10 protein-coding genes and 1 pseudogene are annotated in these 12,162 nt (G+C 53.4%); 10 read left to right on the top strand and 1 reads right to left on the bottom strand.

The window, feature by feature from the left end; translation table 11 throughout:
* From VE954_RS32825 to VE954_RS32800, 6 genes and pseudogenes are all read left to right on the top strand, one after another.
* Nucleotides 1–705, top strand: a 705-nt coding sequence (locus tag VE954_RS32825; protein ID WP_324960993.1) for a TonB-dependent receptor plug domain-containing protein, incomplete at its 5' end; no start/stop codon positions are given.
* Nucleotides 706–744: 39 nt separating this feature from the next.
* A pseudogene (locus VE954_RS32820) lies at nucleotides 745–1,767 on the top strand (TonB-dependent receptor domain-containing protein); the annotation flags it as partial.
* Nucleotides 1,768–1,775: 8 nt separating this feature from the next.
* Nucleotides 1,776–3,011 (top strand): ABC transporter substrate-binding protein, encoded by a 1,236-nt coding sequence (locus VE954_RS32815; protein WP_324960991.1) that lies wholly within the window; start codon nucleotides 1,776–1,778, stop codon nucleotides 3,009–3,011.
* A gap of 24 nt (nucleotides 3,012–3,035) precedes the next feature.
* On the top strand, nucleotides 3,036–5,465 hold the full coding sequence (locus tag VE954_RS32810) for a HAMP domain-containing protein (protein ID WP_324960989.1): 2,430 nt from the start codon (nucleotides 3,036–3,038) through the stop codon (nucleotides 5,463–5,465).
* A gap of 14 nt (nucleotides 5,466–5,479) precedes the next feature.
* On the top strand, nucleotides 5,480–6,181 hold the full coding sequence (locus tag VE954_RS32805) for a hypothetical protein (protein WP_324960987.1): 702 nt from the start codon (nucleotides 5,480–5,482) through the stop codon (nucleotides 6,179–6,181).
* Nucleotides 6,182–6,200: 19 nt separating this feature from the next.
* Nucleotides 6,201–7,175 carry a hypothetical protein gene (locus tag VE954_RS32800; RefSeq protein WP_324960985.1) on the top strand — a complete coding sequence of 325 codons (975 nt, stop codon included), beginning with the start codon at nucleotides 6,201–6,203 and terminating at the stop codon, nucleotides 7,173–7,175.
* A 7-nt stretch (nucleotides 7,176–7,182) separates the two neighbouring features.
* Here the strand turns inward: VE954_RS32800 and VE954_RS32795 are convergent, their stop codons facing one another.
* Nucleotides 7,183–7,989 carry a hypothetical protein gene (locus VE954_RS32795; protein ID WP_324960983.1) on the bottom strand — a complete coding sequence of 269 codons (807 nt, stop codon included), beginning with the start codon at nucleotides 7,987–7,989 and terminating at the stop codon, nucleotides 7,183–7,185.
* A gap of 338 nt (nucleotides 7,990–8,327) precedes the next feature.
* Here VE954_RS32795 and VE954_RS32790 point away from each other — a divergent pair, with 338 nt between their 5' ends.
* From VE954_RS32790 to VE954_RS32775, 4 genes are all read left to right on the top strand, one after another.
* A complete protein-coding gene (locus tag VE954_RS32790) occupies nucleotides 8,328–8,789 on the top strand; it encodes a DUF3267 domain-containing protein (protein WP_324960981.1) in 462 nt (153 codons plus the stop codon).
* Nucleotides 8,790–8,898: 109 nt separating this feature from the next.
* Complete coding sequence (locus tag VE954_RS32785) at nucleotides 8,899–10,023, top strand: hypothetical protein (RefSeq protein ID WP_324960980.1); 1,125 nt, start codon at nucleotides 8,899–8,901, stop codon at nucleotides 10,021–10,023.
* Between the two features lie 160 nt (nucleotides 10,024–10,183).
* Nucleotides 10,184–10,660 (top strand): MaoC family dehydratase, encoded by a 477-nt coding sequence (locus VE954_RS32780; RefSeq protein WP_324960978.1) that lies wholly within the window; start codon nucleotides 10,184–10,186, stop codon nucleotides 10,658–10,660.
* 135 nt (nucleotides 10,661–10,795) lie between these two features.
* Nucleotides 10,796–12,162 (top strand): 3-hydroxyacyl-CoA dehydrogenase NAD-binding domain-containing protein (locus tag VE954_RS32775; RefSeq protein ID WP_324960976.1); only part of this gene is annotated, 1,367 nt, incomplete at its 3' end.

Raw genomic sequence — 12,162 nt, 5'->3', positions numbered from 1 at the left:
CGTGGGATCAACGGGGGCTTGCGTGCCTATAGCCGTATCGTCAAGGTTATGATCGATGGTCAGCCTGTTTCGTTTCGGGCGGACACCACGGCGCTCCTTGGGCCCGAGCTCATACCGATCCATGCTGTCGACCGCATCGAGATCGTGCGTGGTCCAGCGTCTGCGCTCTATGGCGCGAATGCATTTCTGGGCGTGATCAATGTCATCACCCGAAAAGGCAAGGCGCGCAACAGGATGTTTGAAGCACACGCCAACGTAGGGGCTTCAAAAGGTGACCAGGGCGGTGGGCTTGAGCTGATCGGTTCGAGCGGGAGTGAAAGTTGGGAAGGCATGGTCGCAGCGTCTTTTCAAAGCTACGATCGTTCCGGATTGGAACTGCCCGCGAGTTCACCGAACGCTGGCAATTTCGCGGATAAAACCTCGTCCAGCGACACCAGCCAACCGCGATCCCTGATTGCGTGCTATCAAATGCAGGTCAATGAAGCTCTGAAGATTGAAATGCTGGCGAACTACAATCGCCAGGACGCCTATGGAGAATTCCTTGATTTTGGGACTTTAAGTCACGAAAACCACATCATCATGGAAAACAAGTTTGCCCGAGCCACAGCCCACTATCGTGTGAATGATAAACTGGGCGTCCATGTTTCGGTAGCCGTCTCGTCGGGAGCGCCCTCGGATGACGAGCGGCTTTCCTCGGGTGCATAGGGCAGTTATCCCAGACGGGATGTCGGCTATACGGGACGGGACTACGGTCTGGAGCTCCATTATGCGCTGACCGATAAAGATTCCATCACAGCCGGATTCGACGCGACCAGTGACGATATTCAATTGCCCACGATCTATACCGTGAGCACCAGCACGGGCGATGAAACAGCTTCGTCGGGGGTGCAGAAGAAGAAAACCTTTGCCAACCGCGGGTACTATCTGCAGTACACAGGTCAAGTCAGCGGCTATGGCTTGACGCTCAATGTGCGGAAGGATGATCATTCAATTTATGAAGACACGGTCAACTACCGGATTGGGGTCGTGAAAAGCGTGCTGACCAACAGCCACTTCAAGATTCTGGGCGGAACTTCGTACAAAGCGCCAGCTGCTGGTCAACTTTATGCGCAGCCGCTCTATTCGGGCGAAATCATCGGGAACGATGAACTTAAGCCCGAAACGGCGTCAACCATCGAAGCGGAATTCGGTCATCCCATCCTGGCCAATCTTATGGCCACTATTTCCGTGTTTCACACGGAAGTGAAAGAAAAGGTGGAGCTTGTGCCACGCGGCGCCAACCAGAGGCCAGAGAACATTGGCAAGCAGGTTTCCAACGGTGCGGAGCTGGAGGTCAAGGCTGTGCTTGATCGCAATCAGCTGAGCGGTAACCTCAGCTATCAGAATTCGATCGATAGGGCTGATGAGCCTTTCGTCGGAGAAACGGATACGCCGACCGCCATGTACCCAGCCATGGTCACCAATATTGCCTGGGTGTCCAAGGCCTTTGGCCTGTTTCAGCCGGGATTGAAGGTCAAGCATGTGACGGAACGTCGGGCCACCAGGAATAATATCCTGGAAAACCGCGTGGAGCCTTACGAGCTGGAGAGCTATGCACTGGTTGGTGCCAGTGTCTTCATGCCTTTTAAACTCGGATCCTTCGACCAATCCTTTAATCTTCGTATCGATAATCTCCTGGATAAAAAATATGCCGATCCCGGATTCGGGGGTGTGGATATACCCGGCCGTCGCCGCAGCCTGATCCTTAATTATTCAGCCACACTTTGAAGGGCGTTATGTCTATGAAAAAAACAGTTGTCGGTCTTCCTGATTTTCGCTTTCGGAGCCATGTCCTGCGCGATATGACAAAAGACCCTTATGAACTGGACTCGGACTCCCTGAAATTTGGGGTCATTGCCAGCCTCACGGGATCCCTCGCGACCTTCGGCCGCAGCATGTACTTTGGAATCGAACTCGCGGCGCAGGAAATCAACAACGCCGGTGGGGTGAACAGGCAGAAGATTGAATTGATCCGTAAGGACGACAAACTCAATACAGGCGTTGCCACCCAATCTGCACATGAACTTGTCAACGAGGGTGTGGTCGGCGTCATCGGTTCATTGGCCTCGTCGATGACCCTGGCCGTTGCCAATAATGTCACGATTGCTGCTAATGTTCCCTTGATTTCCGGTGCTTCGACGTCGCCGGTGATCAGTGAACTCGTTGATAACAATACAGTCTGGCGCACGGTGACCTCGGATGCTTTCCAGGGCAAATTCCTGGCCGAAAAAGTGAAAGCAGCCGGTGCCAGTCAAGCCTCGGTTATCTATGTAGACAACGCCTATGGTAAGGGCCTCGCGGCACGTTTTGAGGAAGTTTTCACCAGCCTGGGCGGTACGGTTTTGGCCAAAGTCGGTTATACCGAAGGCAAAAGCAAGGACTTCGGCACCGAAGTCACGCAGATCCTGAACGGTTTGTCGGCAGGCGACGCCGTCATGATCTTTGGTTATGAAATCGATTCAGCGGCTATCACCACGGAAATCGCCGCCCACACCAAACCGGAGCTGACGTATTGGGGCTGCGATGGCAACTATTCGCCTTCCTTTCTGAAAAACGCTAATATTGATGTAGCCAGGAAAATGCGCGGATCGGCAGCCCAATCCTCGTCTGGACCCAACTACATGCATTTTGTGGAAGGCTTTGAAGGGGAAGTTCAAGAACTTCCCACCCAGTACACCGAGAACGTTTATGATGCGCTTTATTTGATGGCCCTGGCGATGGCTCAAGTCAGGACCAACACCTCACAGGCGATCATCGACAACCTTATCGACGTCTCCAAGGACAATGGCAACGATACGGTCATCAATGCAGGCGAATTCGCCAAGGCTGTTGACTTGCTGAATGCGGGTCAGGCTATCAACTACGAAGGTGCTTCCGGGAATGTGAACTTTACCGCGGAAGGCGATGTCGTAGCGAATTTCACGCTTTGGAAAGTCAACAGCGACGGGAGCGGTTTCGAGACCGTGGAATAGAACTTCAGCCAAGGAACAGGCCACGTGAATTCGCTCAAAAAGAAGATTGCCGGTTTGTCCATTCAGGGCATTCTCCTGGTTTCGTCGATCACGCTCCTCGTGGTGATGATGGTTGTCAATCGCCTGCTCAACAGCTTCATGGACATGACCGATGAGCGTGCCCAGAAACTGGTTCATGAGATGACGGCCAACTCCAAAGCCAATGAGGAGCAGGTCGCGCAGCTCATTCAGGAGACCACGCTGTCCAAGATGAAGAGCATCGTGGAGCACGATGTTCCGACCCTCCAGACACCTTTTCTGGAAAACTCGGCCAGCTTCATTCGCCGCTTTATCGTCGATTCGTACCATCTGGATCCCGAGCTCTTGCATGTGAGTTTTTTCAGCGTGCAGAAGGGGGGAATCAAAGCCTGGCAGATAGCCTCCCGTCAACTCCCCAATGGCTGTGATCCACGGACGCGCTACGATCAGGCCAATCAATCCTGGATCGTGCCGCGCCCGGACGGGCCCGACCTGGTTGTGCCGGATCCAAGCCTGGCCAGGCTGATCGATGCCGAAGGCTATTTCGTCCAGGAAATTTTCATCGACAAGGAACGCGCGTTGGAAGCCATCGCGCCGATTTATGATAAGGACAGTGCTGACCTTGCCAGTCTGAAACAGGATGGCGAGGCCATCGGTTACATCCGCTATGTGATCAGTCTTGATCGCATGGATCGTGTGATCGCCGCAGAACATGAGAAAGCTGAACGAGCGCTTCAGAAAACGATAGCGGCCAACACTGAGGCCAAGCGAGCCATCGCAGCCATAGGTCGGCGCTTTGAGGTTTTTGGATTACTGGTCATCCTCGCCTCGTCCTGTTGCGTGCTGCTCTTTTCGATTCGTCACAGCCGTCGGAAGGCGGAACTTCTCGCACAGCCTGTGCGGCAGCTGCGCGATGCCGCCCAGGTCATTTCCCAGGGCGACTACGAGCAACCGGTGACCGTAAAATCCGATGATGAAATCGGCGAGCTGGCGGAAGCCTTTGAGATCATGCGCAAGAAAATACGCACCTTCACCAGCAACCTGCAGGGCCTTGTTGATGAGCGTACGCGGCAGATCACCTTTGAAAAAGCCAAAATGCAGGAGATCCTGGACAATATCGAACTGGGCATCGTTACGATCGACGCCAGTCTCACGATCGACGCCCAGTACTCGCCCTATATGGATAAGCTGTTCGCAACGAAAAGCCAATCCCTGGCTGGTGCCACGCTGCAGGATGTCGTTCTAAGTCCCCTGAGGCTCGACAACGATCATAAGGATCGCATTGTCGAATCGCTCAAGATCGGCATCGGCCAGGAAGACTTGAGTTACATGGCCAATGCCAGTCATCTGCCGCGTCGTGGCCAGTTCCAGGTCGCACGCGATCAGGAAGCGCGCACGTTCTCCATGGACTGGAATCCGATCATGCAGGATGATCAGGTCTCGCGTGTTATGCTGGTGATTAAAGACCTGACTGCGGAATTGGAAATGCAAAGGCAGGTGGCGGCTGCACGTGAGCAAAACGATCGCCTGATGCAAACAGTCAGCGAAGTCCTGCGGTCCCCTCGCGAGCGGGTCTTCCCTTTCCTACGGAAAGCGCGCGAGTCCATGCAATTGCTGAAAAACCATATCGCCCACCAGGATTTCGAAAGCGCTTTGATTGACCTGCATACCATGAAAGGTGCGGCCCGTACGCTTCGTCTCGACAGCCTGGCGAGCCAGGTGCATGAAGTGGAAACGATGGTCAAACATGGTGACAGCGAAGGCCTCCAGAGTTTTGAAATTTGGTTGCAGCATTATCTGGATGTCGTGCAGATGGCATTTGGCTTCGATTCCAACGCCCCGACGGCGACCATCGGTGATACCAGTCTGTTCCATTTGGTGGCGCAGAGCCTTCCCGTGCTGCTGGAGCATGCGGCTCAATCCAGACTCCGCGTGCAGCGTATTAGCATCGATGATGAGATTCTCGCCTGGCCACCGCATTTTATCGACACCCTGAGGGCTATTCTGATTCACGCCCTGAATAATGCCATTGACCATGGGTATGCTTTACCGATTCGTGCAGGACGCCCGCATCGGGATGTGGAAATCAATCTGTCAGCGCAAGTCGTAGGGGATAATGTCCAGGTGATGATCGAGGATCATGGTTTTGGATTGGATCTCGACAAAATTCGGCAGCGTGTTCGCGAACGCGGGCTGTCCAGGCATTTCGAAGAGCATCCTGCCGAGGCCCTGCTCCAGGATGGATTCTCCACGGCTCAGGAAGTCAGTCTTACCTGTGGGCGGGGCGTGGGTCTTTCCTCTATTGCCAAATATGTGCAGGAGTTCGGCGGCCGTATAGCGATTCGCAATGTCGCCCAGGGCTCGGGCACGCAACTTGAGATTGCGATTCCGATGAGTCGCTTTCAGGTTTCGCATGGTATGGGACGGGTCGGCTGATGATGAGGTTCAAGATGCGTTTGCTCCTGCTCAGTTTTCTGCTTCTGACGTCGCCCCTTGCTGCTGCAGAACGAATTGCTATTTATTATCCGACCACTCATGAAGTGCGGGATATCCAGAAAACCTTGGGCGGGGATCCCGCGTTAAGCGGCATTACGGCCAATGCCTTTGCGAGGTTTGAGGACTTCACGTTTTCGCTTGGTTCAGACCCTTATGAATTTGCCATCCTGCCCTCGGTCCTGCCTCGATACCTGCCTGAATTTGAGCCGGTCTTCCAATTCACGCTGGGCAACGCGAAATCATTCAAGTACTCGATTATTTCCATCGACAGCAAGTGGGATAAAGCCAAACTAGCGACCGGTGTGGGCGGCATGGTCGATGAGGTCGGCCGTAAGAACATCAAGCTTTATGTCGAGTCCCTGATGGCAGGTCAGAAATTCAAGCGCATCAAACAGGTCGGAAAGGTGATTGACCTCTTTCCCATGCTGTCGCTTGGCAACGTCGATTACATTGTTATTTCCCCGAGGGATCTGGAGCATTTGAAAAAGGAATTCACCACGCGAACGTATAAAGTGGTCGATACCATTGAAGTCAATTACCCGGTCCTCTGCATAAAAAATGGTTACGATAAGAAGAAAGCTCAAAAATTCGAGCGAATCTCCAAAGCCACCCTGAGTGCTTTGGGATTCGATGGTATTGTTGAAATCGAAAAATAATCTTTTGGATGGATGGCCCATGTTGAAGCTCGTCAGATGCGTCCCAGCCTTGCTTCTTTGCCTTGGCAGCCCGATACTCTGGGGCGCAGAGAAAGTCCTGGTGCTCGGATCCAATTCCAGCGCCATGCAGGAAGTCAAAGAGGCGATCACGCGCGATTTGAAGTCCTATCAATTGGAGAACTTCATCGTCAAAGCGGATACCAGCTATGAGGATTACAAAGGCGAGATCCTGAAGCAAAAGCCGCGCGCGGTGCTCCTGCTCGACAATAAATCGGTGCAGCTGATGCAGCAGATCCATCAGGACAAGGATCCGTTCCTGGCTGGTCTCAAGGGATCGGCGACGATGGCCTTGAATTTAAAGCATATACTGGCTGATGACAAACTGATCAGCGGCATCGCCTATGAAGTCCCAGCCTTCAGCATTCTCACGAAATTTCGTAGTCTGATCGATACCAAAGTCAGTCGGGTGCTGGTCATTTATCGGAAAAGCCAGTTTCAAAAAGTCTTTCAAGAAGCTCAGGTGCAGCTGGAACGAGAAGGTGTCCAGCTGGTCGGGCTTGATGCAGAAAAGGATGGCGACACGCCGGCCGCGATCCAGGCTTTCATCGACAAGAATCTGAAGGAGGGGCAGGCCGATGGCAAAGTGGATGCCGTACTGGTGCTCACCGATAATAAGCTCTTGAATGCCGATACGTTCGGTTCGCTATGGGTGGCGCGTGCCCAAAGCATGAAGATTCCGTTTCGATGCGGCATCGAAAATTTTGTGTCCAGCAAGCTGCGATTCTGCACCTTCGCAGCCTTTCCCGATCATAGCGATCTGGCCCATCAGGTTTCTGAACAGATCACCGCCATCATTGAAGATGGCGTGAGTCCGGGGGAGCTGGGTGTGGACTATCTGATCGCTTTAAAAATGGCAGCTGACAAAACGATATTGGATCGTTTGGGCCTCAAACTCCGTAAGGCCAATAGCCAGGATCTCAAGATGATAGACTAGACCCCCATTATGGGCTCAGAGTCTTAACAAATTTGGCTTTGAACTTGTCCGTAGCTGTGGCTCGAACGGTGGCAATCTCAGCGGCATTCAAAGTCCAGCCCGTGGTTCCACTGGCCAGGAGGTTGGTCGTATCCTGACGATGGGGCAATCCCAGCTGATGGCCAATCTCATGGGCTGTCGTGCGTCCCTGCTCAGCCTCTTCGGCTGAAACGGGAACTTTGTCACCCGGCTTGGCGCCTTTAAAATAACGCGGCGCCAGGGCATCTGCCGGGCGTAAATCGTTGACCTTGCCTAATCCCACATTATCGATGACATAGACTTCCAAAGCGGCTCCACCGCCAAAGCTGACGCCATTGATGCCAGGCTGGTTGGGGACTTCCGGCACGAAATAGACATCCAAATTAGCCGTCGTCGCCATGTCCTTGGTATAGGTAGGCAGGATTTCAATTTTAGCTTGGGCCAGGATGCGCTGGGCTTCTGCAATCACGGGGCGTAATTTTTCTTCCGTTTGCCACACGCCTGAGCCCCCCATATGAAAGACGACAGGAAAGCTCAAGGTCTCGGGATCCACCGCAAATTCCACAGGGGCGACGGGTGGGGTCACAGCAGGTTTCGGGGTTTCGGCGGGCGGAATATCCGGAGTCGGGGCTGGTTTTTCCTCTGCATTTTTGGAGTCGGTGTCCGCGTCGTCTTCCGGACGCGTGACAGCAGATTCCGCTTTGTCCGCCGGGATGGGACTTCGTTCAAAGTTGGGCTCGTAGTTATCCGAGCAGGCAGACACAATAATAACCAATACGGGATATAGCTTGCGCATCTTCGGCCTCCAGTCGGGGGTGCTCTAAAATTCCCTGAGCAAGACCTGTTCCTGATTTTTTCCCTAATCATTTCGTTGCCGAAGACCTATTTTTTGTAGAGTGAACTTACAGGCTGTAAGAATCGTGATCGCTTTGCATGAAACTCTCATTTAGGGCGTTCCATGGTAGGGCAGTGAATCAAGACCATGCGACCCAGAAGCGACTCAACGTGAAATGGTATGTTGGCAACGAATTTCCCTCCTATGATGGCGACGGCTGAATTCCGGCGACCTGGAAGAAACTGAAAGAACCAGGACCTGCCAGGCTGAATCTGCTGGCGATTCCCGGCGGTATCCTGATGATTGGAGTGACTTACTTTTTCTGGACACTTGCGTTGCCTGAAATCCAGAGCAAGGAGTTTTTCAAGTCGTTTTTCGCAGGGTCAACCTTCCTTATTTTCGTGGCCGTTATCGTTCCGCGTGAATGGATTCACCTGATCCTTCACCCCAGGATGGGCCGAACTCCATATTCCGTCGTCGGATTCATGCCCAGGTATTTTCTGTTTTTCGCAGCATACACTCATGAATGGAGTTGCCGGCGGTTCGCGACCTGTCTGCTGGCGCCGTTGATCGTCATTTCTTTTCTGCCCTTAGGTCTGGCGTTGCTTGGACTGGAGATTCATCCCATCCTGGTGAAAGCCTCTCTTATCAACGTATTCATGTCCTGCGGTGATATGATCGGCTTTCTTTTACTGATCACTCAGGTGCCAGGCCAAGGCCGAGTGAGAAATCATGGCATGCAATCGTATTGGGCCGGATAATCCTGCCGCATCCCTACCAAAAGCACACCTGGCGCTAAACTGAGACAATAGCAGCATAAGAAAATTTGGTTTAGACACAAAGTTGTGAGTAACCACTAAGGAGTGAACCATGACTTATCCCATTTCTTCTGCTCTGCCTCTTGTGTTAACGGTCGCCCTGATCAGTCATGCCTGTGGTCGTTCGAAGAACGATCGTGAGTCTGATAGTCAATCCACCGATCCACTGGTTCCCGCCGGCTTTCAGAACACAGCCGACCGGGAGACGCTGCAGCAAAAAAATCAGGAGGCCCAACGTCTTCTGCAAAGCGTCGAGACACAATTTGGTATGAAAGTGCAGGATTCCAAGGCGAACGGGAGTGCTCTGATTATGACCCAGGCTGCGCTGCAGGCTTTCGTTGGAGCCAAAGCGGACAGCAACTTGCTCAGTCGCAGTCTGGAACTCGATGCATCCCTGACTCTGATCACGCGCCTCGTATCCGACGATCAACCTGACAGCTGTACGGTCGTCCTGAGTAGCGTCGAAGCTCTGTATACAACGTTGACTTTGGCCGCGAGTGAAGCTGTCAACTCCAACCACTTTGAGCAAATGCAGAAAACAGCCCAGAGACTTGGCATGCAGCTCGAAGAACGACCGGCATCGGCCGATGCTGCACTGGCCTTTCACATGACCGGAACCAATAAGTGGCCCGGGCTTAGCCTCAATCAGGAGCTGGATTTTTCCGCTGCTGCCAATGACCGTCATGTTGTTATTAAACGTGAAGCCAAATTCTCCAGTACTCTCACGCGGCCAGGACAGGATGATGGGACAGGTGCTGATGCCGGCCACTACACCTACTCAGCCAAGGGCGGTCTATCGGCTGACCTGGTCCAGAAACAGCTGGTTATCATCGATCAGCGCCAGGCTGATTTTGATATGACGCGGAACGAGGCGAGCATCCGTGGCTCAAGCCATTTCGATGTTCAAACCCTTGTTCAGGGTGGAGATTTACCATCCATGACCACAGAATTAAACCTGAATCTGGAGGGGCAGGGGCTTGTGGATGACGATGGCTTTGCCCTTTATAACGAGAAGAGCCGTTTCACCAGCCAACTTGCGAAAGTGGATGCCAATACCATTCGCTTGAACCTGGCGTTGGCGTCCGAGGGCGCAAAGGGTGCGAAGAACCTCGCTGTCGAGTGGCTCTTGCAGAAGAATGCCGATGGTACCTGTACCGTGAGCCGTCCGGCAAAATGATTGGATTGAAATAACGAAAGCCGGTTCCGTGGGAACCGGCGAGTTGTCTATCCGCATACGTCCTCGCTGACATGGAAAAACCTTCCCATTGAGCTTTGGCTTCCTCTTCGCCACAGTGGATCCTTCATTCAACTCTTTTGTCATGAAGGATCGAAGGCCCATGGACATTCAAAATCATAGCGAACCGCGCCCGGACTTTCCGCAACGTGTAGGAACTGAGCTCATCAGTGAATGGTTGATGCTGACTCAGGACCGCATCGAAACCTTTGCCGATGCGACCGAGGATCGTCAATGGATTCATACGGATCCAGAGCGCGCTCAGGTGGAATCGCCTTTCGGTACGACTGTAGCCCATGGATTTCTGATCCTCTCGCTTTTAAGCCACTTTATGGCGACAACAGTCAACCTGAATACCTTGCGTATGGGGGTAAATTACGGACTGAATCGGGTCCGCTTCGTGACACCTGTCCCAACCGGAGCACGCCTGCGTGCGCATTTTAAGTTGCTCGCGCTGGAAGCGATCGCACCGATGGGGGATCTTTCAGGTGAGCAGTTAACATGGGAAGTCATCATCGAAAGAGAGGGTATCGATAAACCCGCTTGCGTCGCGGAATGGATCACGCGGCGTTATATGTAAAGCTCCCGTTCCACACCGGCAGGTTACGGTGGAGGTGGGGTGCCTCCGCTGTTTGATATTTTGCAGTTGGACGTGCCGTGACCGTCCCCTATAAGGAACTTTGCAATAATCAGCCAATACGCAAAAGGAGGAGCGATGAGCAAACCTTACGATCAGCATGGTAATATCGCCGTGATAGCCCTACATAATCCACCTGTCAATGGTCTCAGCCACGAGCTGCGTACTCAAATCCTAGCAGGTCAAAGAGCTGCTGAGGCGGACCCGAATATTGAAGCTCTGGTGTTGATCGGGTCGGGCCGAGTGTTTTCCGGTGGCGCTGACATTCGTGAGTTCAATACAGGCAAAGGACTGGCAGAACCCACACTGCCGACCCTCATCCACATCGTGGAATCCAGTGTCAAGCCTGTCATTGCCGCCATTGGTGGTGTCTGTATGGGCGGTGGTCTGGAGCTGGCGCTCGGCTGTCATTATCGAATTGCGCTGGCCGACGCGCTGATTGCACTCCCTGAGGTCAAGTTGGGGCTTCTGCCAGGAGCAGGAGGCACGCAGCGACTGCCGCGTCTGATTCCCGGTGAGATGGCTCTCAACCTGATTGTTTCTGGAGAGGCCCTCCCGGCTCGCAAATTTCAGAAAACTTCGCTCTTCGACGCGATCGTTGAAGGTGAACTCTTCGAAGCGGCTCTTGCCTTTGCGGAACGCATCGTTCACGACCAGCGTCCATTCCGCAGAACCCGCGAGTTGCCATTGGTGTCGACGCCTGAAGATTTCAGCCAGATTCGCGAGACGACCCTGGGGGCATTATCACCTCACTATCCCGCCCCCATCAAGTGTGTTGAGGCTGTGAGTGCGGCTTTCACCTCGTCCTTCGAAGAAGGGATCAAGGTGGAGCAGGATCTGTTTCAAGAGCTTGTTGTCAGTGATGTTTCAAAAGCCTTGCGGCATGCCTTCTTTGGCGAACGCGCGGCCACCAAGCTTACGGATGTGCCCGAAACCACCCAACCGCGGGACATTCGGCGCGTAGGCGTGATCGGCGCCGGGACGATGGGCAGCGGCATTGCGATGAATTTTCTGAATGCCGGTATTCCTGTGACCTTGATTGAACAGCAGCAGGATGCTTTGGATCGTGGCGTGACGACGATCCGTAACAACTATCAAAGTTCGGTCAAGAAAGGCAAACTCAAACCGGAAGATGCCGAACGACGTCTGGCGCTGCTCACCCCGGGCCTCGCCTATGAAGACCTTAAAGATGCCGACCTGATCATCGAAGCAGTTTTCGAAAACCTGGACGTCAAAAAGCAGGTCTTCCAGTCCCTCGATCAAATCGCCAAGCCCGGTGCGATTCTGGCGAGCAATACTTCGACCTTGGATATCAACATCATTGCAGCATCGACCAGGCGGCCGGCTGATGTGCTGGGCCTGCACTTTTTTAGTCCCGCTAACATTATGAAGTTGCTGGAAGTCGTGCGTGGGGACAAGACTGCTCCGGATGTGCTGGCGACGGT

This window comes from Oligoflexus sp., assembly GCF_035638955.1.
Classification (GTDB): domain Bacteria; phylum Bdellovibrionota_B; class Oligoflexia; order Oligoflexales; family Oligoflexaceae; genus Oligoflexus.
This window is presented reverse-complemented; position numbering and strand designations above follow the sequence as displayed.

Excerpts from the sequence above, each read along its gene's own strand:
- VE954_RS32815 (WP_324960991.1), top strand. The coding sequence starts at position 1,776 with ATGTCTATGAAAAAAACAGTTGTCGGTCTTCCTGATTTTCGCTTTCGG.
- VE954_RS32805 (WP_324960987.1), top strand. The coding sequence starts at position 5,480 with ATGCGTTTGCTCCTGCTCAGTTTTCTGCTTCTGACGTCGCCCCTTGCT.
- VE954_RS32800 (WP_324960985.1), top strand. The coding sequence starts at position 6,201 with ATGTTGAAGCTCGTCAGATGCGTCCCAGCCTTGCTTCTTTGCCTTGGC.
- VE954_RS32795 (WP_324960983.1), bottom strand. The coding sequence starts at position 7,989 with ATGCGCAAGCTATATCCCGTATTGGTTATTATTGTGTCTGCCTGCTCG.
- VE954_RS32790 (WP_324960981.1), top strand. The coding sequence starts at position 8,328 with ATGATTGGAGTGACTTACTTTTTCTGGACACTTGCGTTGCCTGAAATC.
- VE954_RS32785 (WP_324960980.1), top strand. The coding sequence starts at position 8,899 with ATGACTTATCCCATTTCTTCTGCTCTGCCTCTTGTGTTAACGGTCGCC.
- VE954_RS32780 (WP_324960978.1), top strand. The coding sequence starts at position 10,184 with ATGGACATTCAAAATCATAGCGAACCGCGCCCGGACTTTCCGCAACGT.